25 protein-coding genes and 1 other annotated feature are annotated in these 26,723 nt (G+C 44.5%); of the genes, 7 read left to right on the top strand and 18 right to left on the bottom strand.

The features are described from left to right. Positions 1–52 precede the first annotated feature (52 nt). Positions 53–970, bottom strand: coding sequence for a site-specific tyrosine recombinase XerD (xerD, locus tag NL644_RS18280; RefSeq protein ID WP_005397336.1), 918 nt, complete (start codon positions 968–970; stop codon positions 53–55). A gap of 158 nt (positions 971–1,128) precedes the next feature. On the opposite strand from xerD, the gene fldB reads away from it, so the two are divergent. Then, complete coding sequence (gene fldB / locus NL644_RS18275) at positions 1,129–1,647, top strand: flavodoxin FldB (RefSeq protein WP_005397338.1); 519 nt, start codon at positions 1,129–1,131, stop codon at positions 1,645–1,647. A gap of 84 nt (positions 1,648–1,731) precedes the next feature. Here fldB and brnQ read toward each other — a convergent pair whose 3' ends face one another. Continuing rightward, on the bottom strand, positions 1,732–3,042 hold the full coding sequence (gene brnQ, locus NL644_RS18270; RefSeq protein ID WP_006742676.1) for a branched-chain amino acid transport system II carrier protein: 1,311 nt from the start codon (positions 3,040–3,042) through the stop codon (positions 1,732–1,734). Positions 3,043–3,372: 330 nt separating this feature from the next. Between brnQ and NL644_RS18265 the strand changes: the two genes are divergently transcribed. Further along, on the top strand, positions 3,373–4,092 hold the full coding sequence (locus NL644_RS18265; protein WP_253658694.1) for a tRNA1(Val) (adenine(37)-N6)-methyltransferase: 720 nt from the start codon (positions 3,373–3,375) through the stop codon (positions 4,090–4,092). Positions 4,093–4,199: 107 nt separating this feature from the next. Then, the gene (gene srmB / locus NL644_RS18260) at positions 4,200–5,423 is read left to right on the top strand and encodes an ATP-dependent RNA helicase SrmB (RefSeq protein ID WP_114323164.1); all 1,224 of its coding nucleotides are present in this window, start codon (positions 4,200–4,202) and stop codon (positions 5,421–5,423) included. A gap of 109 nt (positions 5,424–5,532) precedes the next feature. Here srmB and yaaA read toward each other — a convergent pair whose 3' ends face one another. Next, positions 5,533–6,309, bottom strand: coding sequence for a peroxide stress protein YaaA (gene yaaA / locus NL644_RS18255; RefSeq protein WP_114323163.1), 777 nt, complete (start codon positions 6,307–6,309; stop codon positions 5,533–5,535). Positions 6,310–6,420: 111 nt separating this feature from the next. Further along, entirely contained in the window at positions 6,421–7,854 is a 1,434-nt protein-coding gene (locus NL644_RS18250) for a sodium:alanine symporter family protein (protein WP_005396293.1), read from the bottom strand. 721 nt (positions 7,855–8,575) lie between these two features. Between NL644_RS18250 and NL644_RS18245 the strand changes: the two genes are divergently transcribed. Next, positions 8,576–8,761 (top strand): DUF3545 family protein, encoded by a 186-nt coding sequence (locus NL644_RS18245; protein WP_005396294.1) that lies wholly within the window; start codon positions 8,576–8,578, stop codon positions 8,759–8,761. Between the two features lie 234 nt (positions 8,762–8,995). Here the strand turns inward: NL644_RS18245 and NL644_RS18240 are convergent, their stop codons facing one another. From NL644_RS18240 to nfo, 3 genes are all read right to left on the bottom strand, one after another. Further along, positions 8,996–9,547: a hemerythrin domain-containing protein gene (locus NL644_RS18240; protein WP_005396296.1), complete on the bottom strand. Its 552-nt coding sequence runs from the start codon at positions 9,545–9,547 to the stop codon at positions 8,996–8,998. A 112-nt stretch (positions 9,548–9,659) separates the two neighbouring features. After that, positions 9,660–10,340, bottom strand: coding sequence for a uracil-DNA glycosylase (gene ung / locus NL644_RS18235; protein WP_005396298.1), 681 nt, complete (start codon positions 10,338–10,340; stop codon positions 9,660–9,662). A 283-nt stretch (positions 10,341–10,623) separates the two neighbouring features. Then, positions 10,624–11,511, bottom strand: coding sequence for a deoxyribonuclease IV (gene nfo / locus NL644_RS18230; protein ID WP_114323162.1), 888 nt, complete (start codon positions 11,509–11,511; stop codon positions 10,624–10,626). A 326-nt stretch (positions 11,512–11,837) separates the two neighbouring features. On the opposite strand from nfo, the gene grcA reads away from it, so the two are divergent. Continuing rightward, complete coding sequence (gene grcA / locus NL644_RS18225) at positions 11,838–12,215, top strand: autonomous glycyl radical cofactor GrcA (protein ID WP_005381814.1); 378 nt, start codon at positions 11,838–11,840, stop codon at positions 12,213–12,215. 90 nt (positions 12,216–12,305) lie between these two features. On the opposite strand, the gene NL644_RS18220 is transcribed toward grcA, so the two are convergent. The 5 genes from NL644_RS18220 to thrL all read right to left on the bottom strand — a co-directional run bounded on the left by NL644_RS18220 (position 12,306) and on the right by thrL (position 17,980). Beyond that, positions 12,306–12,965: an NADPH-dependent FMN reductase gene (locus NL644_RS18220; protein WP_114323161.1), complete on the bottom strand. Its 660-nt coding sequence runs from the start codon at positions 12,963–12,965 to the stop codon at positions 12,306–12,308. Between the two features lie 115 nt (positions 12,966–13,080). Then, positions 13,081–14,361: a threonine synthase gene (gene thrC / locus NL644_RS18215; RefSeq protein ID WP_006742682.1), complete on the bottom strand. Its 1,281-nt coding sequence runs from the start codon at positions 14,359–14,361 to the stop codon at positions 13,081–13,083. Beyond that, complete coding sequence (gene thrB, locus NL644_RS18210; protein WP_253658704.1) at positions 14,358–15,314, bottom strand: homoserine kinase; 957 nt, start codon at positions 15,312–15,314, stop codon at positions 14,358–14,360. Before thrB ends, thrC begins: the two co-directional genes overlap by 4 nt. A gap of 20 nt (positions 15,315–15,334) precedes the next feature. Then, positions 15,335–17,794 (bottom strand): bifunctional aspartate kinase/homoserine dehydrogenase I, encoded by a 2,460-nt coding sequence (thrA, locus tag NL644_RS18205; protein WP_114323160.1) that lies wholly within the window; start codon positions 17,792–17,794, stop codon positions 15,335–15,337. A gap of 53 nt (positions 17,795–17,847) precedes the next feature. Continuing rightward, positions 17,848–17,967 (bottom strand) — a sequence feature (Thr leader region). Then, complete coding sequence (gene thrL, locus NL644_RS18200) at positions 17,903–17,980, bottom strand: thr operon leader peptide (protein WP_074192076.1); 78 nt, start codon at positions 17,978–17,980, stop codon at positions 17,903–17,905. Its footprint overlaps the feature before it by 65 nt. Before the next feature lie 309 nt (positions 17,981–18,289). On the opposite strand from thrL, the gene NL644_RS18195 reads away from it, so the two are divergent. After that, entirely contained in the window at positions 18,290–18,760 is a 471-nt protein-coding gene (locus NL644_RS18195; protein WP_065645163.1) for a ribonuclease regulator, read from the top strand. Here the strand turns inward: NL644_RS18195 and NL644_RS18190 are convergent. After that, a complete protein-coding gene (locus NL644_RS18190) occupies positions 18,757–19,239 on the bottom strand; it encodes a putative 4-hydroxy-4-methyl-2-oxoglutarate aldolase (protein ID WP_005396309.1) in 483 nt (160 codons plus the stop codon). The genes NL644_RS18195 and NL644_RS18190 overlap by 4 nt on opposite strands. 55 nt (positions 19,240–19,294) lie before the next feature. Then, positions 19,295–19,702: a DUF3293 domain-containing protein gene (locus NL644_RS18185; RefSeq protein WP_031780532.1), complete on the bottom strand. Its 408-nt coding sequence runs from the start codon at positions 19,700–19,702 to the stop codon at positions 19,295–19,297. Positions 19,703–20,063: 361 nt separating this feature from the next. Between NL644_RS18185 and arcA the strand changes: the two genes are divergently transcribed. After that, positions 20,064–20,780, top strand: a complete 717-nt coding sequence (arcA, locus tag NL644_RS18180; RefSeq protein ID WP_005381824.1) for a two-component system response regulator ArcA — start codon at positions 20,064–20,066, stop codon at positions 20,778–20,780. Between the two features lie 83 nt (positions 20,781–20,863). Here arcA and NL644_RS18175 read toward each other — a convergent pair whose 3' ends face one another. The 4 genes from NL644_RS18175 to NL644_RS18160 all read right to left on the bottom strand — a co-directional run bounded on the left by NL644_RS18175 (position 20,864) and on the right by NL644_RS18160 (position 26,654). Beyond that, positions 20,864–21,313 (bottom strand): hypothetical protein, encoded by a 450-nt coding sequence (locus tag NL644_RS18175; protein WP_104971276.1) that lies wholly within the window; start codon positions 21,311–21,313, stop codon positions 20,864–20,866. Between the two features lies 1 nt (position 21,314). Continuing rightward, positions 21,315–23,669 (bottom strand): aerobic respiration two-component sensor histidine kinase ArcB, encoded by a 2,355-nt coding sequence (arcB, locus tag NL644_RS18170; protein ID WP_253658693.1) that lies wholly within the window; start codon positions 23,667–23,669, stop codon positions 21,315–21,317. Positions 23,670–23,910: 241 nt separating this feature from the next. Next, complete coding sequence (locus NL644_RS18165; protein ID WP_114323158.1) at positions 23,911–25,659, bottom strand: diguanylate cyclase; 1,749 nt, start codon at positions 25,657–25,659, stop codon at positions 23,911–23,913. 35 nt (positions 25,660–25,694) lie between these two features. After that, on the bottom strand, positions 25,695–26,654 hold the full coding sequence (locus NL644_RS18160; protein WP_114323157.1) for a TIGR01212 family radical SAM protein: 960 nt from the start codon (positions 26,652–26,654) through the stop codon (positions 25,695–25,697). Between the last annotated feature and the right edge of the window lie 69 nt (positions 26,655–26,723).

The following is a 26,723-nucleotide window of genomic DNA, read 5'->3' as shown; positions in this document are numbered from 1 at the left end:
ACCTTAATATAAAATCGTTTTTCCAAGAAGACATGGATGAATCTAACCATTGTTATGCTCTTGGGTGGTGTTGACTGTGGATCTGCTTCAATCGTTCAGTCGCCACGTGAGTATAAATTTGCGTGGTCGATAAGTCACTATGTCCTAATAGCATCTGTACGACCCTGAGATCTGCGCCATAGTTCAATAAATGCGTGGCAAATGCATGACGTAGTACGTGCGGCGACAACTGTTCAGTGTCAATCCCTGCTATCAAAGCATAGTACTTAATACGGTGCCAAAACGTCTGACGAGTCATTTGCCTTGCGCGTTTGCTAGGAAAAACAATATCAGATGATGTATCACCAAGTAACGCAGGACGCCCTTGTTGAATAAACGTCTCGATCCAATCTACCGCGTTCTCCCCCATTGGCACTAAGCGCTCTTTACCGCCTTTACCTGTGACACGTACAACTCCTTGACGCAAACTAATGTTTTCCATAGTTAAACTGACCAATTCCGTCACACGCAAACCAGTCGCATACAGTAGTTCCAGCATCGCTTTATCCCGCAATTCCACAGGATCATTCGGGTCTGGCGCTTCGAGCAAGGCGTCCACTTGCTCTTCACTAATATCTTTGGGCAAGCGTTGTGGCAGTTTAGGACTGACCAAGAGCGCACTCGGATCATCAGCACGTACTTTCTCACGATGCAGATATTGGAATAAACGGCGAATTGCCGACAACATACGCGCACGGGACGTCTGCTTGTAATCCAAGTCTACAAGGTAGCTTTGGTATTCTTGCAAGCCAGACAAACTAATGAAATCAAGACGGTAGCGATGTTTCTCCATCCACGTGAGCAGCTTCATCAAATCATTTCTATAGGAAGCCAGCGTGTTCTCTGATAGCCCACGCTCCATCCACATCGCATCTAAGAATTGCTCAACAAGCGAAAAATCTTGTTGATTGACAGGCTGTTGTGCCGTCATGAACGCTTCCTTATCTGTTTATATTTACAGTATTTAGATTAAGGCACCTGCCGATCCAATACCATAAAAAAATCATCCCGCTTAGGATATTCGCTGCAATCTTCCTCAATTTATGGTTAGAATCTTCCACAACAGCAACAAAAATAACGATGAATATAATGAAAATCGGACTCTTTTACGGCTCAACGACCTGCTACACCGAAATGGCAGCAGAGAAAATTCGTACCATTATTGGTGAAGACCTTGTCGACATTCACAATGTGAAAGAGACACCGTTATCACTAATGGCGGACTACGACTTATTACTCCTTGGCATCTCAACTTGGGACTTTGGTGAAATTCAAGAAGATTGGAACGCGATTTGGCAAGACATCGCAACAACACCATTAAAAGGTAAAGTTGTCGCTCTGTTTGGTCTGGGTGACCAAGAAGGCTACGGTGAGTGGTATTTGGACGCGATGGGCTTACTTCACGATGAATTACAAGCGACTGGCGCAACCTTTATCGGTTACTGGCCAAATGAAGGCTACGAATTTGAAGCATCGAAAGCACTGATTGAAGATGGCAGCAAGTTTGTTGGACTAGCGTTAGATGAAGACTCGCAGTACGAACTGAGTGATGAGCGCATCGAAAAATGGTGTGAACAAGTTCTTGTGGAGTTCCACGACACACTTTAATAGTGTGAACTCTTCAAAGATAAAAATAAAAAGCCCGATGAAGTAGTTCATCGGGCTTTTTAATATCTTGATAGTGCGAAGTTATTACGCTGTTTCTTGTGCTAGCTCTGGACGAGGTTTCGCGATGAAGAACATGCACACAATAGCCGCAAATGTTGGAAGCACCCAACCCATGCCCACTTCGAATAGTGGCAACATGTTAAACGCAGAAACATCAACGCCCGATACTTTTGCTGCATCAACCAACGCAAACAACAGAGATACAAGCAGTACCGCGCGGTAAGCAAAACGTGGATTTGGCAGTTTGCTGCGTACAAATGTTAGTGCAACCAACGCAATCGCCACAGGGTACAGCGCAAACAATACTGGCACTGACAGAGAAATCAGTTGTGCAAGGCCGACATTCGCAACCAACGCACAAACAGAACCGTTAATAAGTACCCATTGCTTGTATGACAGTGGCGTTTTCGAGCTGAAGAAGTCTGAACACGCAGAAATCAAGCCAATAGCCGTTGTCAAACACGCTAGTAATACAATGACAGACAGAACGATTTGACCGTACGGACCAAACAGCGCTTGAACGTATTGGCTAAGTACCAGACCACCGTTATCTGCACCAGCAGCAACAGTTGCACTCGTCGCGCCCAAGTAGAATAGTGAGATGTAAACAAACGCAAGACCGGCAGCGGCAATACAACCTGCATAGATCAGATACTTAGTGGTTGCAGAACGCTCAGTAATGCCTTTACCGCGCAGTGCATCAACCATCAGCATGCCAAACATCAATGACGCGAACGTATCCATTGTGTTGTAGCCTTCTAGGAAGCCTTTGGTCAGTGGTTGCGTTAAGTACTCACCGTGCGCGCCCAGCATGTCACCTTGAGGATCAATAAATACCGCCACAGCAAGAATGATCAAACCGACAAACAGCGCTGGAGTCAGCACTTTACCAATCAAGTCGATAAGACGGCCTTGGAACCATGAGAACATCATCGCCGCAATAAAGAAGATCACTGAAAATGCAGTGAGATGCGTTTGTGACGCTTCAAGGAAGAAAGGTTTCACCGCCATCTCGTAAGCCACTAGGCCAGTACGAGGCGCAGCAAACGCAGGACCGATGATGATGAAGATCAACGCAGCCATAATAACCGCTGCTTTTTTCGGAAGGTCTTGCGTTAAGTGATCCCAAGAACCACCAGCAACAGCAATAGCAACGATAGTAATAAGAGGTAGACCTACCGCTGTTAGCAAGAAACCAAACATTGCTGGCATTAAGTTTTCACCGGCTAGCTGACCCGCTAGAGGTGGAAAGATGATATTGCCCGCACCTAAAAAGAACGCAAATAGCATAAAGCCTACTGCGATAATATCTGTTAGTTTTAACGTCTGCTTCACAGATAACCCTTGTCTTTTAATTAATGAATGTTGTGTATGCTTAGACCACTTTTTGTATACCTAAAGTCAATAAGTACACGTGGTTCAATCTATAAAATTTTCGCCGCATAATGACGAAAGACTCATCATTTGGCAACCTTTAAGAAAAAAACACCATATTAATTTAGTTTTCAAACTTAAAAGCAGTGGATATAACCAGATCTAAATAACAGACCAGTTCTTTATCTCGATCAATTAACAATACAATTTAATAACCAACAAAACAACAATCTATACAATTAAGAAACAATAGAGAAATTCACTTAATTATTGAGCAAACATAAAACAATCATGAAGAGCAAAAAACTGAAAACTAAAGGCTTCAATTTTAAGCAATTTTGTATTGAGGGCGGCGAGAGTGGTATGCCCGTCAGCACTGATGGGGTCATGCTTGGTGCTTGGATTCAAAGCCCGAACAACGCTCAAATTCTCGATATTGGCACTGGCACCGGGTTGCTTGCCCTGATGTGTGCCCAACGCTTTACAGAAGCTCAAATAACCGCGGTCGATATTGAATTAACAGCCATTGAAGCTGCGCAAAAAAATGTGGTTCAGTCGCCTTGGTCAGATCGTGTGAGTGTGTATCATTCCGACATACTAGACTTTACGCCGACGCATCCATTCCAACGCATCATTTGTAATCCGCCCTACTTCAACAGCGGCGAGCAATCGAAACACAGTCAACGTGCAACCGCGAGGCACACTGATACGCTACGCCACAACGCATTGCTACAACGTTGCTATCAGTTGCTTGATGAACAAGGGAAAGCTAATTTTGTGTTACCAATCACCGAAGGCGAACGGTTTATTGAACTAGCATTACACCAAGGTTGGCACCTATCGCGAGTCTGTCGTGTACAGCCATCAGAAAAGAAACTGGTACATCGACTGTTATTTGAATGGGCGAAGCAGCCTTGCGATACTCAAGAATCACATTTAATAATTCATTCGCATGACGGTTACAGTGACGATTTCGTCCAATTAACCCGCGAGTTTTATCTTAAGATGTGAAATAACATGTGATCCTTATCACCAATCACTTTATAATGTGCGACCTTTTTGTATTCTATGCTGTTGTGGCGAACCATTAACCAAGCTTTGCTTGTGGAGAACTCATTGTGATCAGAACCTTTGCTGAACTTGATCTAGACCAAAACCTACTTGAAGCCATTGAAGAGATGGGTTACGAACGCCCAACAAAAATTCAGGCAGAAGCGATTCCACAAGCGTTGGATGGTCGTGACATTCTAGCGTCAGCGCCAACAGGTACTGGTAAAACGGCAGCCTTCGTCCTGCCTGCATTGCAATACTTGCAAGACTTCCCTCGTCGTAAGCCTGGACCTGCGCGTATTTTGATCCTAACGCCGACGCGCGAATTGGCGATGCAAATCGCTGATCAAGCACGAGCTTTGGCAAAAAACACTAAACTGAACATTTTCACCATCACAGGTGGTGTTCAATACCAAGAGCACGCCGATATCCTTGCGACAACACAAGACATTGTGGTTGCAACGCCTGGCCGTTTAAAAGAATACATTGATGCAGAGCGTTTTGATTGCCGTGCGATTGAATGGTTAATTCTGGATGAAGCAGACCGTATGCTAGACATGGGTTTTGCTCCTACTGTCGATCGTCTATCTAACGAGTGCCGCTGGCGTAAACAAACCCTTCTATTCTCAGCAACGCTAGAGGGTAAAGGCGTAGAAGGCTTTACCGCTGATCTGTTGAATGACCCAGCAGAGATCGATGCAAAATCGCCACTGCGTGAGCGTAAGAAGATTGCTCAATGGTACCACCGTGCTGATGATGCTGAACACAAACTAGAATTACTAAAACACATTATTACTCAACAAGCAGAACGCACCATCGTCTTCTTGAAGACACGTGAGCGTTTGGCAGAGCTACGAGCGCAGCTTGAGAGCGCACAGATTCCATGTTCTTGGATTCAAGGTGAAATGCCTCAAGATCGTCGTAATAACGCGATTACACGTTTCCGTGATGGCACAGTTAACGTTCTGCTCGCGACAGACGTAGCGGCGCGTGGTATCGATCTTCCAGATGTGTCACACGTTATTAACTACGACATGCCACGTACGGCTGATGTTTACCTTCACCGTATTGGCCGTACGGCTCGTGCGGGTAAGAAAGGTAACGCTATCTCAATCGTAGAAGCACACGACCAACCAATGATGGATCGCGTTGCACGTTACGTGAAAGAAGACATCAAAGAGCGTTTCGTGAAAGAGATGCGTCCGAAACACAAAAAACCTGTGTTTAAGAAGAAAAAGAAAAAAGAAGACAAGAAGAAGCCAGCGAAAAAGAAAACCGCTAAGAAGAAGTAATCTTGTTGGGGCGAAATAGCCTAAGCTAAAACATAACAAAGGGTTGGCACTGCCAACCCTTTTTCGTTTGTGTTTATTGAGATTAACGTAGACTACGTCTCAATCAGTTTTAGTTTTGCTCTTCGCGTTTAAATACTAACTCTGTTGGTGTCGATTCATCTTCAACAAAGTAGTAACCCGTCCTATCAAACTTAGTCAGGTCTGCCACACTCTCAATACGGTTTTCGATGATGTAACGCGCCATCATGCCGCGCGCTTTCTTCGCGTAGAAGCTGATGACCTTGTATTGGCCATTCTTACAATCTTTGAATACTGGCGTGATCACTTGCGCATCTAAGTGCTTTGGCTTCACCGCTTTAAAGTATTCATTTGATGCAAGGTTGATAAGCACATTATCACCTTGAGCAGAAATCGCTTCGTTAAGCTTATCCGTAATCACATTGCCCCAAAACTGGTACAAGTTTGTGCCCTTGTCGTTTGCAAGCTTGGTACCCATCTCAAGACGGTATGGCTGCATCAAATCGAGTGGTTTTAGTAAACCATAGAGGCCAGACAACATGCGCAAATGATCTTGGGCATACTCGAAGTCCGCATCAGATAAGGTTTCGGCGTCTAGTCCTGTGTAAACATCACCTTTAAACGCTAGGATCGCTTGTCGTGAGTTTTCTGTGGTAAACGTTTCACTCCACTCTTGAAATCGCCCGACATTCAAATCGGCAATCTTGTCGCTCACTTTCATTAAAGAGGCAACATCAGCAGGAGTCAGTTTGCGGCAAACATCGATAAGCTCTTTTGAGTATTCGACCAACTCAGGTTGAGTAAATTTTTCTGTCGCTAACGGAGACTCGTAATCAAGAGTCTTCGCTGGAGAAACTACGATAAGCATGACTTTCCCTTCTCTAATTTTGTTTTTTAATAGGGTACAAAAAAAGCCATGCATTGTCTGCATGGCTTTTTACATCGTACTAATAGCTTTCAACTATGAGTGATAGCTCACTTAGTCTTTTTTATCGTTGTACCAAATGCCTTCTTCAAGCTGAGATTTCAGCTCAGGGAAGTCATTCGCATCAAACGTTGGTACTTTACCTTCACCAAGTTGGCGGTTGTAATCTTTTGCTAGCTTAATCACGATGCCAGATAGCAAGATGATTGCCACCAAGTTGACTATCGCCATCAGCCCCATCGAAACATCAGCAAGTGACCATACGACTGGGAGCGAAGCAAGTGCACCAAACATCACCATACCAAGAACAACAACGCGGAAAATGCTTAGGCCCGCCTTATGGTTGTGCTCTAGGAAGATTAGGTTCGTTTCTGCGTACGAGTAGTTCGCGATGATTGATGTAAATGCAAAGAAGAAGATTGCCACGGCAACAAAGATGCCACCCCAATCACCGACTTGCGAGCTCAATGCACGTTGAGTTAGCTCGATACCCGTCACTTCTGTTGCTTGACCGACATACTCACCTGACATCAGGATGATAGCCACTGTCGCTGAACAGATAACGATCGTATCCATAAATACACCTAGCATCTGAACATAACCTTGAGATGCAGGGTGTGGTGGGTAAGGCGTTGCTGAAGCCGCCGCGTTTGGCGCAGAACCCATACCCGCTTCGTTCGAGAATAGACCGCGTTTAATACCGTTAATCATTGCCTGTGCAATCGCGTAGCCAAGACCACCAGCCGCCGCTTCTTGCAGACCAAATGCGCTCTTAAAGATAAGCATTAATACATCAGGTAGCTTCTCTAGATTAGAGAACATGATGAACAGTGCTAGAGCCAAGTAAAGCAGCGCCATGATCGGAACGATCATCTCTGCGACTTTTGCGATACGCTTGATACCACCGAAAATTACAATCGCAGACAGTACTACAACCGCGATACCAACGTACAGGTCACTCCAACCAAATGCGGTGCTCATTGCATTTGCAATTGAGTTAGCTTGTACGGCGTTGAATACCAAACCAAAAGCGATGATTAGGAAAACTGAGAACAATACGCCCATCCAACGCATGCCCAGGCCTTTTTCCATGTAGTAGGCAGGACCACCACGGTAGTTACCATCATCATCTTTGGTTTTGTATAGCTGCGCCAGAGTACTCTCTGCAAACGACGTTGCCATACCAAGCATTGCGATCAGCCACATCCAGAAGATCGCGCCAGGACCACCTGCAGTCAATGCAACTGCAACGCCCGCCATGTTACCTGTACCAACACGTGCAGCAAGACTAGTACAAAGCGCTTGGAAAGAAGAAATACCAGCTTTGTCTGCTTTACGACTGTTCTTAAGAACAGAGAACATGTGGCCGAAATGGCGGAACTGAATGAACCCTAATCGAACGGTGAAGTAAATACCAACACCAACAAGAAGATAAACCAGAATCGAACCCCAAAGGAGATCGTTCATCAAATTGATTAAGTCTGTCATGTGTACCTCAAAGTGAGTTGCGCCGGTCTATGCGTCCAAGCCATCCACCAAATTGCCTGCTAAGTGTCAAAGTGTGCTTAGCTTTTTAAGTAATGTTTATGGGCAATCTAGAATCGTAAACGTCGCTTCATGCATCCATTTTACGTACCAGCGTATTTTTTGACGGGCGGATAATGCAACCTAGGAGCGCAAAAATCAATATGCAATCATGATAATAACATTGTTATTTTTCACTATAAAGTCACCAAAAAATAACATAATTGGAAGACTTAACACCCATAAACCGCAACATTTCAATTACCAAATGCCAACATAAATAATTATCGCCCACCAAACAGAACGGAGACCTATATAATTAAGACCAAGCTAGTATTCACAAGGTGTTACATAAATTTGCTCTAGTGCCTTACCATCTAATTGAACACTATTTCATCAAACTGGTTTTATGCAACTTTAACCTTTGCACTGTCCCCCCACTCGCCAAATCGAATTAACATTGAAAATCTCTCTATTTAATCGTTTTCTTGAGATCGTTTGTGCATTTTTTAGCCACCACATTGCCATGAAAAGTGTGATTTTGAGAATATTTTTGCACGAAAATGTCATGCTACCGACACAAATGCGAAATATATCATGGTTATTCTCACGGCTATTGTGGTACTTAAAAAACTCCACAAGGACTGGTTACAACAGTTTAGCTTAAGAAAGGTAAAGGTGGCTTATGGAAGGCTTTCAACTAGATGACATTTTTAATCTGGATACTACCTCAACAACCAAATCTCGTGCCAAACCAGTAAAGCGAAAGTGGCGTGAAATAGAAGAGATGAACGACAGGCGCAATTTGCTTAAAGAGCTACGCGAACTTGATGCCTGTACCGACTACAACTTGGAAGACATTAAACTCTAATTCAAACAAAAGGCACCTTAAGGGTGCCTTTTGTTTTTGTTTACAGTAACGGTAAACGACTTGAGTTTAAGCGCCAGGATTTGAGTATGAGTACCGTTATTACTCAATAGGAATTTTCCTGTCTTTTGGTTGAGAAGCGCAAAAGATAAATTTGCGTCCAATTCTCAATAAATAAGAAATGCAGCTAACAAACCCGAGTGATACTTTCGCTCACTCAGGTTTTATCGCACACACTTAAACATACTCAGCATCACTTTGACGCACACGTTCAGCTAACTGTTTATAACGGTCGGCAATGGTGTCACCAAAAACTGGGTCATCTTCACTGACGCTCCATAAGCTTTCAACATGCTGCCAATCCTCGGTAGTGAACAGCTCCTCAATGAGAGGCAGGATTTTTCGCTCCTCTAACTCCAAGTGGCGTCTTTGTGATTCAATGAAGTCCTCTAGGTGGGCCACAAACATGTCTTGAGGCACAACTGCATCCTGCAGGATCATCTCTATCAAGGAAGCAAACTCTTTGGTTTTACTTGCTAACTCTTGGTGTTCTTTCTCTAAGTTTTCCATGGTCTGTTGCTTACCATAGTGCTCCAGAAAGTGGTGATAGAGAATATCTTCTTTCGGATGGTGAACTTTTTCTGAATGATTAGAGAGGTAATCAACTATCTCGCTTACTAATGCGTAGTTGATCGCACGTTCTTCTTTTATCTCATTAAGTTTATGGCGCAGTATCGCCAACAGACGAACCATATAGCCGTGTTCGCGTCGAATTCTTTCGATCATCATAGCGTCTCTCCTTAACACCTACTTTTAATAAGTGTACATGAGAAATTTGCCATCAGCCTCGAGCGTGCTCAAAAAAACAGCGATAATGGCAGCATTATCGCTGTCTCTTCTTTTATACAGTTAATGGCAAATGCCAGTTGATTGGTGCTTTTCCTTGCGAGGCAAGTAACTGGTTTGCTTGAGAGAAATGCTTACAACCAAAAAAACCTCGGTGTGCTGAGAGTGGTGATGGATGTGGTGCGGCTAACACATGATGTTTATTGCGATCAATAAAGCGCCCTTTCTTCTGAGCGTGAGAGCCCCACAATAAAAACACCACGCCTTCCTGATGCTGGTTTATCGCTTCAATCACTCGGTCAGTGAACGTTTCCCACCCCGTTTTTGAATGTGAATGCGCTTTACCTTGCTCAACCGTCAATACCGTATTGAGCAGCAATACACCTTGCTCTGCCCAGCTTTGTAAGAATCCATGCTGAGGGATTTGGAACCCTTCAATATCTTGAGCCAGCTCTTTATACATATTAACGAGTGATGGTGGCGTTTTGATTCCAGGAAGAACGGAAAAGCACAAGCCATGCGCCTGATTTGGACCATGGTATGGGTCCTGCCCCAGAATCACTACTTTAACATCGTTAAACTCGGTAAAACGAAACGCATTAAAGACATCTTTCGCTGGCGGAAAAATCGCTTTGCCTGCGGCGCGTTCTGCTTCTACAAAATTCAAAGTGTCTACAAAGTAGCTCTGTTTTTTCTCTTCGCCGATCACATCGTGCCAAGTGGGTGACTGATTCATGGAAAGTTCCTGTCCTAAATTTTGCTTCTATTCTAACGAGCGAAACCCAAACAAACAAAAACTTACCACGAACTTGAGAACAGTAATAAAAGACTAATGCTTCTGTGGCGTTCGAAAATGCCCCTGTCCAGTAATGTGACGATTAGGCATCGGCAAACGAAGCACGCGGCGGCTATATGCGTAAGAAGCAAAAGAGAGTGGTCGAGACATAGTGGCATCCTTCTTTCTTAATTCAAATTGACTTAAGTGACTAAGAAAGAAAAGTGCCAACTCTGTGATCACATCATTGGTTATCTATCGCCGCTAGATGAAACTGACGCAGTGCGTTGATTTCTTGCTGCCAGATGTCCGGATCAATTGTTTCTAAAATCAGAGGGATATCATCAAAGCGAGGATCTTTCGCGATGTACTCAAAACAATCCCACCCGATCTCTCCTTTGCCTAATGAGTGGTGGCGATCCACTTTGCTGGCAAACTCAACTTTTGAATCATTTAGATGCATTGCTCTTAAATAGTGCATCCCAACAATACGGTCGAATTCAGCAAAGGTATGCTCACAATCCTCTTTAGTACGCAGATCGTAACCGGCGGTAAACGTGTGGCAAGTATCGAGACATACACCAACACGTTCTTTGTCTTCCACCTGATCGATGATTTCAGCAAGATGCTCAAACTTCCAACCTAGGTTTGTACCCTGACCTGCCGTATTCTCGATTACCGCGATCACATTCGGCACCGCTTTGTGCGCAAGATTGATCGACTCAGCGATCGTCGCTAAGCACTCCTGTTCCGAGACTTTCTTTAAGTGGCTCCCAGGGTGAAAGTTCAGCAACGTTAAACCCAATTGATTACAACGCTCCATCTCATCGATGAATGCAGCGCGTGACTTATCCAACTTATCCGCTTCTGGTGCACCTAAGTTAATTAGATAAGAGTCATGGGGAAGAATATGTTCTGCGCCGAAACCCAGCATTTTACAGTTCGCTTTAAACGCACTGATGGTTTTTGCTTCTAAAGGCTTCGCCACCCACTGGCGTTGGTTTTTTGTAAATAGTGCGAACGCATTCGCGCCAATTTCGCGAGCTCTCAACGGCGCTTGATCGACCCCACCAGCAGCAGAGACATGTGCACCAATGAGTTTATTCCCAAGCTTGTTTTTCATGTTTGTCATTTAATCACTTTAGACTTTCAGTATTGCTACCTAAATACAGATAGTTGCGTTAATCAGTTTAAACTTTAAGCTCAACTTGTAGTAAATTTACAACAAAATGAGTTATTAAATATTTTTTATATTATCAAATAAATTGTAATTAGTTTGTTTTCAAAGGTTTTATTGATTTAACTCAACAAAATTACCTTAATAAAAATAATGCTTTTGGTTGTTTTTTGACTTAAATCAATATTAAAATAGTGGATATTAGCTATATAATACTCAGCTCAACGAAAATTCGAAAATTAACACCAATAATCACCACGTAAGTGGTCTAGGAGATAGTGATGATCCAAGGTATCCAAATTACAAAAGCGGCAAACGACGACCTACTAAACTCTATCTGGCTATTAGATAGCGAAAAAAATGAAGCTCGTTGTGTTGCTGCAACTGCTGGCTACGAAGCAGACCAAGTTATCGCAATCAGCGATCTAGGTGAATACGAAAGCCGTGAAGTAGCAATCGAAACAGCTCCTCGCATCGAAGGCGGTCAACACCTAAACGTGAACGTGCTTAAACGCGAAACACTAGAAGATGCAGTTGCACACCCAGAGAAATACCCACAGCTAACAATCCGTGTTTCTGGTTACGCAGTACGTTTCAACTCGCTAACTCCAGAGCAACAACGTGATGTCATCGCTCGTACTTTTACTGAGACGCTATAATCTCAATAAAATCGACTTACTCACATTTAAAAAGCTTGGTCTCAATGGCCAAGCTTTTTTGTTTTCCTAGTATCTAACCGTTCTGTTCCTTTACGGAGCATTTCTCTGTGACGGATCCTTCTTAAACACTTCAGCCAATGAGGTTGGGTCAAGCCTTTCTCTTTGTTGTGAAGCGCCTTCAGACCACCAAATGAGTTGATGTATGGTGCGATTCATATAGCTGTCCCACTGCGTCTGCTGCAATTCATCCGCAACGACACCCTGTTCGTCAAACACTTCTTGCGCTTTCGGAATGTGAATCATCGCCGAGACAGGTAAACATCCAAGTTCAGATAAGAAGGTACGCATAGAAACGGCAGCTCTAACACCACCCCATTGTCCAGCAGAGTAGGTCACGATAGCACTTGGCTTATAAGAAAACAGCGAACTACCAAAATGATTAAGCATATTAGCCAAAGCAGGACTCATCGAATGGTTGTATTCCGGACTGACCATCACGTACCCATCGGCACTTTTAATTTTGTCTGCCAGTTCTCTCAAGTGGGCTGGCACTTTAGCGCGATGGTAAGCAAACTCAGGCTTAAACACGTCGTCAAAGTCGTAGTTCAATGGATCAATGATTTCGACGGTATGTTGCGAATACTGATTCTTAAACAACGTTTCACAAGCTCTACTCACTCGCATGCCCAAGCGGGCTGGTCGTGGCGGTGTGCTGTCCCTTACTGAGCCTAGAAAAATCAAAAAATGCATGCTTCTATTTCCATCTTTAAGTTCATTTCTCAATCATAAAGAGAGTAGAGACTTACCGACAATAAAAAAGGCGAATGATTGCTCATTCACCTTTCGTCGTTCATCATTTTAATAATTACTGTACGCGGCGCAGTACTTGTTTCAATGCATCAAAGTCTGCGTCTAGCTCTTCCGATAGCAGTTCCATCGCCGCGTGCTTCGCTAGCGGTGCAGGAAGCTCGATGTCAGATTGCAAAATGTCATCCACCACTTCTTTGAACTTCGCTGGGTGCGCAGTACATAGGAACAGACCGGTTTCACCATCTTGCAGTTGCTCTTCAAGAACGCGGTAAGCAATCGCACCGTGCGGTTCACATAGGTAGCCCAATGAGTACAGGTCTTTCACAGATTGTGCGCTTTGCTCATCTGAAACCGCGCCTTTACCTAGTGTCTCTAGGCCCCACTCTTTCACTCGGCAGAGCTCTTCGATACGCGGCCAGTTGTTCGGTTGACTCACGTCCATCGCGTTCGATGTCGTTGCAACCGTTGGTTTTGGCTCCCACTTACCTGTTTCTAGGTAGCGCGGAACCGTGTCATTAGCGTTAGTTGCAGCGATAAAGCGTTTGATCGGCAGACCCAGCGCTTTTGCCAGTAGACCAGCAGTTAGGTTACCAAAGTTACCACTTGGTACAGACACGACTAGGTTTTCACGCTCTTGTTTGCTCATTTGCGCAGCTGCTTCAAAGTAGTAACAGATTTGCGCCATCAAACGGCTGATGTTGATTGAGTTTGCAGAATTCAGACCGATCTCTTCACGCAGTGCGGAATCATCGAAAGCTTGCTTAACCAGAGCCTGGCACGCATCGAAGTCGCCATCGATCGCGACAGTGTGAATGTTCTTGCCTAGCGTACAGAATAGCTTCTCTTGCAGTGGGCTGATCTTGCCTTTCGGGTAAAGAATCACAACGTTGATGTCTTCCATACCATAGAAAGCGTGCGCAACGGCTGCGCCAGTATCGCCAGAAGTCGCAGTCAGAATGGTGATCTTGCCACCGTCCGATACCGCCGCAAGAGATTGCGCCATAAAGCGACCGCCAAAATCTTTAAATGCCAGCGTTGGACCATGGAAAAGCTCTAACGCGTAAACACCGTCTTTGACTTGATTGATTGGCGCAGGGAATTGGAACGCTGCGTCCACAAGCGCGTTGACTTGCTCTTCCGCCAGCTCATCACCGATAAACGCTGATAAAATCTTAGTGCTACGAGAAACAAAGTCTTCTGCCAGTAGCGCATCAACGTCTTCAAACTTTGGTAATTCCGATGGGAAAAATAGACCTTGGTTACGGCCTAACCCTTGGCGAACGGCTTGGCCAAAGGAAACTTGTTCATCATTTTCTTTTATATTGTAAAGCTTCATAGCTCACTTCCTGTTACTTTCGAACCCTGTTTATCTAGACGACAAACGTGGACGAATCCTTCTTCGTTTTGTACGTAGTTCTGTTCTAACCAGCGAGCAACTCGCTCAGCGACATCTTTCTCTTTGCAAATACTGAACAGTGTTGGACCACTGCCAGAAATACCGGTAGCCAATGCACCCGCAGAGGCTGCGTATTGACGTGCATTCGCAAAACCCGGAAGCAGTTTCTCACGATACGGTTCTGCGATCACGTCTTTGATCATTTTTGCAGCTAGCTCTGGCTGACCAGAATGACACGCATGAATAAAGCCTGCAAGGTGGCGACCATGGGCAATGATATCTTGTCGGCGGTATTGAGATGGTAGGATCTCACGCGCTTCTGCTGTTGATACTTTGATACCCGGATACGCCATCACCCAGTACCAATCGTCAAAGCAAGGCACTTCTTGGCTAATGATACCTAGCTCTTCCAGCATCAATTGCACACTGCCAAGGTAACATGGCGCCACGTTATCATAGTGAATACCACCAGAGATCTTGCCTTCCATTTCTCCCATCAGCGCTAACAACTCTGTCTCGTTAAGCGGCTGACCATGGAATCGGTTTAATGCATCTAATGCAGCAACGATAGAACAAGCACTGGAGCCAAGACCAGAGCCGATTGGCATGTTCTTTTCTAGCGTCATTTCAAGTGGCTTTAGCTCAACGCCTTTTTTATCTAGCTCACGAGCAAACACCAACCAACAATCGTAAACGATGTTCTCTTTTGGCTCTGTAGGCAACTTAGAGACAAAATTACCCGCAGTTTTCAGACTGAACGGCTCAGTCCCTGCCTTAACTTGCACTCTGTCACCTAGCAAGGTCCCATCCACTGGGGACACCGCCGCCCCCAATACATCAAAACCAACACTTACATTACCAATTGATGCTGGGGCATAAACCACTACATCCATATCACTTGAACTCATTCTTGTTATACCCCTAGTTTCCAACCTAAAGTACGCATCACGTCAGAGAATACACCCGCAGCCGTTACCTCAGTACCTGCGCCATAGCCACGCAACACAAGTGGGATTGGCTGGTAGTAACGGCTGTAAAATGCCAGTGCGTTTTCACCGTCTTTGATTTTATACATCGGATCGTTTTCATCCACCGCAGCGATGCTTACTGTGCACTTGCCCTCGTTAATTTCACCAACGTAACGCAGTACTTTGCCTTCTTCTGCTGCTTTAGCCGATAACTCTTTGAAGTAAGCGTCTGCTTCTGGGAGACGCGCCATAAACTCATCAACACTGCCTGAATCATCAAAGCCTGGCGGTAGCGCTTGGTCAACAACAACGTCTTCAAGCTCTAGTGACATGCCCGCTTCACGAGCTAGGATCAACAGCTTACGCGCGACATCCATACCAGACAGATCATCACGAGGATCTGGTTCAGTAAAGCCATTTTCTTTTGCGATATTCGTCGCTTCACTTAAGCTCATTCCTTCATCTAACTTACCGAAAATATAAGAAAGAGAACCGGAAAGAATACCGCTGAAACGCTCCAGTTCATCGCCTGCAGAAATTAGGTTTTGCAGGTTTTCAATAACCGGTAGGCCTGCACCTACGGTTGTTTCATACATCAATTTACGACGGGAGCTACGAGCCACATCGCGAAGCTGATGGTAGTACGCCATGCTTGCTGTGTTTGCTTTTTTGTTTGGTGTTACAACATGAAAACCTGCCGCTAGGAAGTCGGCGTATTGTTTAGCAATGTCTTCACTGGAAGTACAATCAACCAATACAGGGTTGATAATATGATTGCGTTGTACCAAAGAAATCAGACGCGCTAGGCTGAATTCTTCTGTGGCTGCTGACATACGATCACGCCAGTGCTCGAGCGGTAAGCCTTCGCTATCAAGCAACAGACCTTTGCTGTTTGCTAAGCCACAAACTCGAATCACAATGCCTTTCTCAGCCAGTTTGACTTGTTGGCGCTCGATCTGATCCACCAGCTCGCCACCCACACCACCAACACCAACAACGAACACATCGAGGAAGTGTTTCGAGTTGAATAGGTTTTCGTGACACGCTTTGATCGCCTCAGAAATTTTGTCTTCTGGAATAACGGCAGAAATCGCACGTTCTGATGAGCCTTGTGCTATCGCCACGATATTCACGTTCACTTCAGCAAGAGAAGAGAAGAAGCGAGAAGCCACACCACGCGATGTGCGCATACCGTCACCAACAAGCGTAATGATTGAAACATTATCAATAAACTCGACCGGTTCTAGTAAGCCATCTTTCAGTTCTAGCTCGAACGCATCTGCCAGCACTTGCTGCGCTTTCGCTTTATCTTCAGCCTCAATACAGAAGCTGATGCTGTATTCAGAAGAAGACTGAGTGATCAGAACAATAGATACACCAGCAGACGACATCGCACCGAATACACGGCTCGCCATACCTACCATGCCTTTCATACCAGGGCCTGATACGTTAACCATGGTTAGGTCGTTAAGTGTTGTAATACCTTTGATCGCAAGATTATCTTCACCAGTATCTTGGCCGATAAGAGTACCTGCACCTTGAGGGTTAAAGCTATTTTTGATCAGACATGGAATGTGGAATTGAGCAATAGGGGCGATAGTTTTCGGGTGCAGAACGGAAGCACCAAAATAAGAAAGCTCCATCGCTTCTTGGTAGCTTAGTGATTTAAGTAGGCGAGCATCTTCGACTAAACGTGGGTCACAGTTGTATACACCATCAACGTCGGTCCAGATTTCACAACAGTCTGCGCGTAAGCAAGCTGCAAGAACCGCTGCCGAGTAGTCAGAGCCATTACGACCAAGCGTGACAAGCTCTCCTTGTTCGTTGCCAGCTGTAAAGCCCGGCATAATGTTCACGTGGCCCTGAGGAAGGGGTTTTTGACGGAAGTTTTGCGTTGAAATATCCACATCAACCATAGCTTCAAGATGATCACCTTGGGCATACAGATACTCGACAGGATCGATCAAGCTCGCTTGTTGTCCCTTCGCCTCCAAGACAGCTTTCATCAACTGAATGGAAACACGCTCACCTTTACTAATAATGCGCGCATTTACGTTGTTTGGGCACATACCTAATAGATTGATGCCGTGAACAAATTGACGTAATTGAGATAGCGAGGTTTTCACTTGGTTATCGAAAGCTGAGCCATCAATATTGGGTAGTACTGCTTGGATTTGAGTGAATAGCGTTTTAAACGATTCATCCAACTCTTTTATTTGCAGCTCTGCTTCACCATTGCGCAACGCGCCTTCAATGACCGCAACCAACTTATTTGTTGTTTTACCTGGGGCTGAAAGAACAACCGCCACTTCTTCTTGTTGAGCGTTATTGGCAATGATGTCTGCCGCTCTTAAAAAGCGATCTGCATCAGCTAGTGATGAACCGCCAAACTTCAATACTCGCATCCCTTCCTCCGGTATATCTTCTCAAACTTGTCTAAATTCTGGATAAAAAAGCATAAAAAAAGGCCTGTATCTTGTTGGATACAGGCCTTTTTTGTGAATTTCTTTCGCTCAGCAGCCTGCCCCAACATGTGTCGTGTCGGTAATAATAATGGTCGTGGTCATTACTACTAGGCTGTTAGATGGCATAAATAAATATTCAACGTTAATTGTGTTTGCTTAACTCTACGTTTACCGAGTTTCCGATTCATAGTCAACAAAAAATTGTTTGTTTTTCAGTCTCACTTTTTACTCCATAACTAGTCTGATCTTCGTCATAAAGCGTAAGATCAAATTATGAAAGGGAGTTGTTGACACTTAACAACAACTTAACTGTGACCTATGTTCACAGGATCGAATTATTTAGAAAATAGGTGAGCTAGCTTTCATATTCTATGCTTTAATAGTGAGAAGCTTTGGGCACATACTAATAAAAAGTTGACACAAGGAGTGGTGAGCATGAAAAGAGGGCTTTTTCTGTTGCTTTTTTTTGTGCCTGGCGTTTGTCTAGCAAACGAGCTTCCGCCTCTTCCAGGCAAAACATCCCCTTCTCCTCATAAACTATTTATTTCCAGCGACAGCTATCAATCTGACAGTTTCGATGTTTGGAATATCGACACGGGTTATGCGTACGAACTCTTTGACTCAGTAGACGTTTACGTCGGTGCACGAGTCAACAACTCTCCAACCCAAAACCAAAGCGGTTTTTTGAGTGGGATCAGCTATCACTTCAATGATCGTGTCACACTAAAAAGTACGGTTCGCTCTTACAAGAATGAGACTGCAGAAGGTATTCGCCAAGAAGACAGCAGCCTCGCAGCTGAAGTTTCAAGTCGCGTAAAAATCACCGATAAACTGGATCTTCACGCGACTCTTGATTACCAAGATTGGCAACAAGGTATTGAGGTAGGTTTAGGCTTTCGTTTTTAGAAATCTAATTTTTGCTTTGAAATCAACACACCATTCCAATCAGCGTACACATAATGCTTCGGCTGCACGATTTGGTTTTGCATCGTTAAAGTCACATTGACCTCTCCCATACCTCGCTTCTCTGTCTTAAACGGATTGGTACCAAGTGCTTGCACGCCAATGTCCATCTGAGATATTTGTGCTACGTCGCGTATTGCACCATAGACAATAATGCCTTCCCACCCATTTTCTATTCCGAGTATTGCTAATTGATCGCCAAGCAATGCTTTCTGACACGAACCATGTCCGTCAACAATCAATACTTTCCCCGTTCCATCTTCGCCCAGTACTTCACGTACTTTTGAGTTGTCGTGATAGCAACGCACTGTGACAATTTCTCCGTAAAAAGCGGTGCGTTGACCAAAGTTCTGCAGTGGCAAAGTAAGCAGGGTAACTTGGTCTTCAAATTGGTCACAAATATCGGGTGTAATGTCTCTCATATTTCCTCCGTGAATTTTCTCACCCAAGCAGTGCTTCGGTGAGTAGTATCCTTTCCTATACGAGTCGAGGCTTAAGGGAGCCTAACTTATGCAACACTTTCGGCTGTGAGCACGCAATAAGGTAAAGTTGATCATCAATGACGTAGTAAATCGCGTTTTGTTGAAAGTCATTCGCCAATGCGACCGCCGCCTCTGGTGATAACTCGACGGCAAAGCTTTCCTCATACCATGTAAAAGAGCTGTCACCTACTGTGATAGGCGCGTAATTAACGTGCTGTAGCAGTGTTTCTAATGCTTGATTGCTTATGCAGTTCTCTTCTTTGGACCGCAAATTACTGTATGGGTTCCAAGCGGTTATCACAGCGTAGTTTGAAACGCACCACTCGGCCTCGAATCTGAAAAAAGATTCTGAATAAGCATTCCATAACGATGCGTCTATGTTCGTATTACTTTTTTCTATCATAAGTCTTAAACGATTAATAACAGTTACATTTCATCAATTGATATAAATCAACAAACTGAATGGAATTAACATTTGAGCATTGTTAGCATGCTGTTAACAATATAAAATCCGCTCCATATCTTAGGGTGTTTACGTTTCAGGCCCCACAGAAAGCGGGAAATGAAAGGTAAACAAGCCCTTTAGAATAAACGTCGCCATTGGATACTGGTGAGTTGGCAAAATTCCATGGAGGGCGGATAACTGAAAGAAGTGTTTTTTTGATCAACTTGATTTATTATCAAAATCACATTACCTGTATGTTATATTTTTGCCTAGAATTTATTCTATTAGCACAATTTTGTCACAAATTTAGGTACCGCCAATGCAAACCCCGCAGATTCTTATCGTTGAAGATGAGCAAGTAACTCGTAACACTCTTAAGAGTATTTTTGAAGCAGAGGGATACGCTGTTTTTGAAGCCAGTGACGGTGAAGAGATGCACCAAGTGTTGTCTGACAACTCAGTCAACTTGGTTATTATGGACATTAATCTTCCAGGCAAGAATGGCCTTCTGTTAGCGCGTGAACTACGCGAACAAGCGAACATTGCTTTAATGTTCCTGACAGGCCGTGACAATGAAGTGGACAAGATCCTAGGTCTTGAGATTGGTGCAGATGACTACATCACTAAACCATTCAACCCACGTGAACTGACTATTCGTGCTCGCAACCTACTTAGCCGCTCAATGAGCTCTAACGCGGTGCAAGAAGAGAAGCGCTCAGTAGAAAAGTATGAATTCAATGGTTGGGTACTGGACATCAACAGCCGCTCTCTAGTAAGCCCTGCTGGTGATAGCTACAAGCTCCCTCGCTCTGAGTTCCGAGCTCTACTGCACTTCTGTGAAAACCCAGGTAAGATTCAAACTCGTGCCGATCTTCTTAAGAAGATGACTGGCCGTGAACTTAAGCCGCATGACCGTACTGTAGACGTAACGATTCGTCGTATTCGTAAACACTTTGAGTCTGTTTCAGGTACTCCTGAAATCATCGCGACTATCCACGGCGAAGGTTACCGCTTCTGTGGCGATCTAGAAGACTAATTGAATCGCTAATACGCAAAGGGCTTGCTCATTGAGCAAGCCCTTTTATTTTGGGTTTAGCAATTAGCGGACAATCACTGAATCTAATAAACCTTGTTAATCTTCACGTACTTTTCCACTAACCAGCGCTGTTTACCTGCGTCGTCTAAAAGTACCGCGATATCAACCGATTTTTCTGTGTCCGCGTCTACCTGAGACGTGAAGGCTACTTCCCATTGGCTCTCACTATGAGTTCGAGTTTCTAAAGAGTCTTCATCCACCCACCACTCTTTTTCTCCTTGCTTGATGATAAGCGCTTCGGCAGTCAGGTTGGCTGGGAGTAATTGGTCTCCTTCAAGGTAAAGTGATCCTTGAATGCTTTGCTCTTGCACTTCCCCAACGGTCGGCATCAGGTTCACCCATACGTTACTTTTGAGCTCGACATTCACCTGGTTAATCGTAATCTGACTGTTTTGTTGCCAGTTCACACTTGGAACGGAACTGCAGCCTGCCATCAATGCTATAACCAACGCCAACGGTGCGATTTTTTTCATGTTATTTCCTTTGTTCCAACCAACTTTTGAGGACTTGAATATCGTTTTGGTATTCATTTTTGATCTCTTCAACCCAGTCTGAAATGTTTTCCCACCATGCTGGCATATCGGGAGATTGCGCTTTCTGCGCCACACTTTGGATACGTTTGAGGCCAATCGAACCTGCAGCACCTTTAATTTTATGCGCTTCAGAAACAATCCCATCTTGATCTTTTGCCGTCATGTTTGAGTCTAAGACATCCATATAGTCTGGCATCATGTCCTCAAACATTTTTATGCTGTCGTAGACCGGCTTGGCACCAACAATGTCGACGTAAGACTCTAACATATCCATATCGAGCAAGTGTGTCTCAATCACAGGAGAAGGAGTCGGCTCTTCCACTGTTTCTGGAACGCTCTCAGGTTGCTCTTGCTGCTCTACCTGATGCGCGAAGAATTTATCAATTACAGACTGAATGGCGTTCACAGCAAGCGGTTTACTGATGGCATCATCCATGCCGTTATCTAAGTATTCACGACGATCTTTCATCACATTAGCTGTTAGGGCGACCAATGGAGGCAGATTGTTATAATGCTCGCGATAATAATTTGCGACATCAAACCCCGTCATATCAGGCAGCTGAATATCCAACAACGCCAAGTCATATTTTTCTGGCACAAAGTTCACGAGCGCTTCTTGTCCCGTCATCGCCACGGTAACGGAGTGCCCTAAGCTCTCAAGCAACGATTTGGCAACAGTGACGTTAAGCTCAATGTCTTCGACCATAAAGATGTTGAGATACATATTGTCGCGTTTTGCATCAATGACAGGTTCTTCGAGTTCCACAATAGGAACGTGAATCGATACGGTAAAAGTACTACCAAAACCCTCTTCACTAGCGACAGTAATGTCACCATCCATCATATTGATCAGCTGTTTTGACACCGCCAAGCCTATACCAGTCCCGACAGCATGTAGGTTGTCTTTACCTGATTTCACTTGGTAATACATGGCGAAGATTTTATCAAGCTCATCTTCCGGTATACCAATACCTGTGTCTTCCACTTCCATAATAATGGTGGCAAAATCGTCTTCGACATCCGCACTCACCGTCATCACAACGCCACCTTCTTTGGTAAACTTCATTGCGTTGCTGACCAAGTTCCAAATTACCTGACGCAAACGGGTCGCATCCACTTCAATTGCTTTTGGTAAATCACTCAAACGTTCTAAGTCAAAACGCAGCCCTTTTTGCTCCGCCATCAAAGCAGAGATGCTTTCAATCTCAGCGACGAAGTCTTCGAAGTTAAGTGGCGCAGGTAATAGTTCTAGCTTGCGGCGATCAAACTTATCCATATCGATAATATCGTTGAAGATGTTACCTAGCGTAATCGCACTCACATTGATGGTCTGCATGTGTTTGCGCTGCTCTTCTGTCAACGGACTATCGAGAAGCATGCGACTTAAGCCCACAATGCCATTTAGTGGCGTTCGCAGTTCATGACTGATGGTTGAGATGAAAGTAGTTTTATCACGGCTTGCTTTCTCTAACGACTCTTCATGACGTTTACGTTCAGTGATATCACGGCCAAAACCTACCAAGCCAAGGTGACGACCATCTTTGCTGTAAAACGGCACTTTACGCAGTTCAAAGTAATGTTTGCGTCCATCAGGATACTCTAGCCACTGCTCGTAAGTGATGGCTTGATTATCGGCGAAGACCTTTTGGTCAGTATCAACGATGTGCTCAGCGATTTCTTTGCTATACACATCCCAAGGGCTTAATCCGACTAACTGGTGCTCTTTCTTGCCCGTTAGCTCTTCCATTGCCCGGTTACAACCGGAGAACACACCATCGGCATTGCGGTAGTAAATTAAGTCTGGCGAGGCATCAATAAATGAACGCAGTAGTGCAGTGCGTTCCGCAAGCTCTAACTGAGTACGCTCTCGTTGGAACACCTCGTTTTCGAGATCTTGCATCGCCTCTTCTCGAGCTTCTTCTGCTTTAATGCGCTCTTCAATTTCTTGGTTGAGCTTTTCGATGTTTTGTTGCAGTTGATAATTCAGTTCTTGGTCTCGCGAGCGCATGTCTTTCAGTTTGGACACCAACTTGGTTAAACGCTGGCGAGACTCTTCTAGCTGATCAACAACAACAGAAAGAAAATAAACCGCCCAAGGTGTAATCAAGAGACCAAAAAACACCGAACGGACAATGTCGATATCGTCGACTCGCCCCTTGAGAGCTAAAGTAATCCCCACCTGCACCACAACGGCTAATGCCACCAGCGCAAGGGCCAGCAAAATCGAGAAACGAACAATCCCCAGTTTGACTAGCAAGTCGACATAATACTGGGCGAGATTTTTCATGGGTTTCATTAACTACTCCATGGTGCTGGCTAGATGTTGCCCTTCAATGATAAAAAACGAGCAGACATATTCGGCCTAACGCAATTTAGGTCTGTGTGATTAGTGAAAAATACGTAGTGCGAACTGCGGCTGCTAAACAAGATAAAAAGATAAGTTAACCAACGAACGCACAGGCTTCGGTAAGTTTAACGTGTTTAATACGGCGATTTAAACAATCAGCTATCAACTTAGAGCAAGCGGTCACAAAGCGTTAGTAAGAACTGGGGTGAATACAGGTGCGATTACGTCCATCCGCTTTGGCTTGGTATAGCGCACTGTCAGCCATGGCAATACCCATTTCCGGTTCATCACCATGTTGAGGAATATAAGAGACAAGACCGATACTGACCGTGAGACGTTCCGATGCTTCTGAGCTGTCGTGCTCCATATCGAGTTGTCGAATTTTTTCATGAATACGCTGCGCTACATTGCTCGCGCCTTCCGTTGTGGTATTCGGCAGGATAAAACCAAACTCCTCACCACCATAACGCGCAACACAATCCGAAGAGCGATTGATGACTTTTGTGAATACGGTAGCAACACTGACCAATGCTTCATCACCTTGCTGATGGCCGTAACAGTCGTTGTAATCTTTGAAAAAGTCGATGTCACACAACATGATAGTGAGCGGCAGCTTTTCGCGGGTATGGTGGTACCATAGTACCTGCAGTTGTTCATCGAAGCGGCGTCGGTTCGATACCTGAGTTAAGCTATCCATAAAGCTCAACTTTTCTAACTCTAAATTGGCTCTCTCCAACTTTTGTTCGGCAAGGTAACGTTCAGAAATATCACGCGCCATGATCAGCACACCATTCGTTCCTGAAGCTTTATCTTTAAAGGGCGATTTCACCACATCAAACCACGTACTTTTGCCATCACTGCTAACGACTTTATCTATGTATCGGACAGGCTCTGACTGACGCAATGCATCTAAATCACTAGCAGCTAAGCGAGCGTACATCTCTTCAGGAATGACATCTTGAAGTCGCTTACCGATCAAATCAGACACGTCTGAAATACCTAATGCATTAACGAACGGTTTATTACACGCTTGATAGACCATATTCTCATTGAATATACCGATAGAGTCAGGGCTAGCGTCAAGAATAGTTTGTAAGATGGTATCCCTTTGCGCCAATGCAACTTCTGTATCTTTACGACGCTCCATTTCATCTCTCAGGTTTTGCTGCATTTTGTGCCACTCGGTCACATCATGACTAATGGATAATGTACCGATCAGCTCACCACTCGGTGACACAAGGGAATTTTGATTCACTTCCAATAAGCAACTGCGACCTTGTGGATCCGTCGTCCACTTGCGCTCACTCTTTCTGCTAGCCTCACCCATGGAAACCTTTGATGCGCAGGCTTCTTCCCTTCGCCCTTCCCAAAATTGATCAAATGCTCGGTTCGTCGTTAATAAATTCCCTTGGCGATCTTGGGTACAAATTAACTCAGAGAGTGAGTCTAGTGCCGAACGAGCAATCGTTAATTGCGCAAGCTCTTGTTGCTGCTCTTGATGAGTGGCTTGATATGGCTGCGCGTAGATGATCCAAACACGGTGATTGCGCAGCAAACTCTTTCTTCCTGACAACTCCACCTTGATAGATTCGCTTTCAGATAAGCGCCAATCAAATACCTGCTGGCTAAAATGACGACTAGAGACACTGTCGAGAAACGACTCAAGCTCACGAATATCGAATAAAGCGGGATACAAATATCCCGTACCTAAAGAGCGAATACCTAATAACTGCATCGCAGCTTGGTTAGATAACAAGATCTGAGCATGGCCACTATCCAGCACTATGACTGGATAGGGTGAATCCGTTACGAGTTGCTTAAGTGATGTTTGAAAGTGCAAATAGATCAGTGCTAACGCGCACACGCTAGCAATTAATAACAAGACGACATAGCCATAACCGCCTTGACCATCCCAAAGCCAATTGAGTAACTGATCCATCGTTTAAACCTTTAAAGAAAACTGGTTAAAATATATCAGTTATTTATTGAGCGATCTGCTATTAATTCCGGTTTAGTATAGATAAAAGCGTTTCCCGTTAGGCTTCCTTGAGCACCATGTTCACTGAGGGCTCGACCAATTTCAGTCATCGCCAGCCAGCGATTTTCACACCACAGTGGCGATAATAAGGTAGGTCTACGAGCTGCTGATGAAACGCGATGGTAAATCACGTCCGGTGGCGTCATACGAATCATCTCACTGGCAATTGCGACATATTCTTCTAGCTCTTGCGCCTCTAATCGTCCTGCACGCCACGCTTTCGCCATGGTGCTGCCTTCCACAATATGCAAGCCATGTAACTTAATGCCATCCGTGCCCACGGCTAACACTTTTTGTAGCGTCTCAATATTATCGTCGCGGCTTTCTTTCGGTAATCCAACAATTAAATGAGTACAGACTTTAATACCTAGCGCACGCGCACGCTTGGTGATCTCGGCATAACATTCGAAATCATGACCGCGATTGATGCGCTTAAGGGTGTCGTTATTAGCGGTTTGAAGCCCTAACTCTAGCCAAATTTCATAACCTTGCTGTACATAGTCAGACAGCAAATCTAATACGGCATCAGGCACGCAATCTGGACGAGTCCCGACACACAATCCCACAATATCAGCCGCTTTTAGTGCTTCTTCATACATATTTTTCAGCACTTGCACTTCCGCATAAGTACTGGTGTAAGCCTGAAAATAAGCGAGATACTTCTTCGCTCGATGAATTTCGCCCGCACGATCTTTCAACTGATCGTGAATACTCTTTATCTGTACTTCTTCATCCGCAAACGAAGCCACATTACAAAAAGTACATCCTCCCCGACCAATCGTGCCATCTCGGTTAGGGCAACTAAATCCACCGTGCAACGTTAGTTTATGGACTTTTTCACCGTATCGACGCTGAAGATCTTGGCCGATTGTATTGACCAACTCATGTAACTGCATAAATTCTCACCAACAATGAACCGTAATCAATCTCACTACGATCTGTGTAAATAAATTACATCCCTGCAA

The organism is Vibrio sp. Y10_XG_PY6 (genome assembly GCF_024181795.1).
Classification (GTDB): Bacteria; Pseudomonadota; Gammaproteobacteria; order Enterobacterales; family Vibrionaceae; genus Vibrio; species Vibrio diabolicus.
The sequence above is the reverse complement of the archived record's forward strand: the minus strand, read 5'-3'. Positions and strand labels throughout refer to the sequence as shown.

What these genes read in the sequence shown, in the direction of transcription:
- xerD (WP_005397336.1), bottom strand. Translation starts at nt 970, where the DNA reads ATGACGGCACAACAGCCTGTCAATCAACAAGATTTTTCGCTTGTTGAG.
- fldB (WP_005397338.1), top strand. Translation starts at nt 1,129, where the DNA reads ATGAAAATCGGACTCTTTTACGGCTCAACGACCTGCTACACCGAAATG.
- NL644_RS18265 (WP_253658694.1), top strand. Translation starts at nt 3,373, where the DNA reads ATGAAGAGCAAAAAACTGAAAACTAAAGGCTTCAATTTTAAGCAATTT.
- yaaA (WP_114323163.1), bottom strand. Translation starts at nt 6,309, where the DNA reads ATGCTTATCGTAGTTTCTCCAGCGAAGACTCTTGATTACGAGTCTCCG.
- NL644_RS18250 (WP_005396293.1), bottom strand. Translation starts at nt 7,854, where the DNA reads ATGACAGACTTAATCAATTTGATGAACGATCTCCTTTGGGGTTCGATT.
- NL644_RS18245 (WP_005396294.1), top strand. Translation starts at nt 8,576, where the DNA reads ATGGAAGGCTTTCAACTAGATGACATTTTTAATCTGGATACTACCTCA.
- NL644_RS18240 (WP_005396296.1), bottom strand. Translation starts at nt 9,547, where the DNA reads ATGATGATCGAAAGAATTCGACGCGAACACGGCTATATGGTTCGTCTG.
- ung (WP_005396298.1), bottom strand. Translation starts at nt 10,340, where the DNA reads ATGAATCAGTCACCCACTTGGCACGATGTGATCGGCGAAGAGAAAAAA.
- nfo (WP_114323162.1), bottom strand. Translation starts at nt 11,511, where the DNA reads ATGACAAACATGAAAAACAAGCTTGGGAATAAACTCATTGGTGCACAT.
- grcA (WP_005381814.1), top strand. Translation starts at nt 11,838, where the DNA reads ATGATCCAAGGTATCCAAATTACAAAAGCGGCAAACGACGACCTACTA.
- NL644_RS18220 (WP_114323161.1), bottom strand. Translation starts at nt 12,965, where the DNA reads ATGCATTTTTTGATTTTTCTAGGCTCAGTAAGGGACAGCACACCGCCA.
- thrC (WP_006742682.1), bottom strand. Translation starts at nt 14,361, where the DNA reads ATGAAGCTTTACAATATAAAAGAAAATGATGAACAAGTTTCCTTTGGC.
- thrB (WP_253658704.1), bottom strand. Translation starts at nt 15,314, where the DNA reads ATGGATGTAGTGGTTTATGCCCCAGCATCAATTGGTAATGTAAGTGTT.
- thrA (WP_114323160.1), bottom strand. Translation starts at nt 17,794, where the DNA reads ATGCGAGTATTGAAGTTTGGCGGTTCATCACTAGCTGATGCAGATCGC.
- thrL (WP_074192076.1), bottom strand. Translation starts at nt 17,980, where the DNA reads ATGCCATCTAACAGCCTAGTAGTAATGACCACGACCATTATTATTACC.
- NL644_RS18195 (WP_065645163.1), top strand. Translation starts at nt 18,290, where the DNA reads ATGAAAAGAGGGCTTTTTCTGTTGCTTTTTTTTGTGCCTGGCGTTTGT.
- NL644_RS18190 (WP_005396309.1), bottom strand. Translation starts at nt 19,239, where the DNA reads ATGAGAGACATTACACCCGATATTTGTGACCAATTTGAAGACCAAGTT.
- NL644_RS18185 (WP_031780532.1), bottom strand. Translation starts at nt 19,702, where the DNA reads ATGATAGAAAAAAGTAATACGAACATAGACGCATCGTTATGGAATGCT.
- arcA (WP_005381824.1), top strand. Translation starts at nt 20,064, where the DNA reads ATGCAAACCCCGCAGATTCTTATCGTTGAAGATGAGCAAGTAACTCGT.
- NL644_RS18175 (WP_104971276.1), bottom strand. Translation starts at nt 21,313, where the DNA reads ATGAAAAAAATCGCACCGTTGGCGTTGGTTATAGCATTGATGGCAGGC.
- arcB (WP_253658693.1), bottom strand. Translation starts at nt 23,669, where the DNA reads ATGAAACCCATGAAAAATCTCGCCCAGTATTATGTCGACTTGCTAGTC.
- NL644_RS18165 (WP_114323158.1), bottom strand. Translation starts at nt 25,659, where the DNA reads ATGGATCAGTTACTCAATTGGCTTTGGGATGGTCAAGGCGGTTATGGC.
- NL644_RS18160 (WP_114323157.1), bottom strand. Translation starts at nt 26,654, where the DNA reads ATGCAGTTACATGAGTTGGTCAATACAATCGGCCAAGATCTTCAGCGT.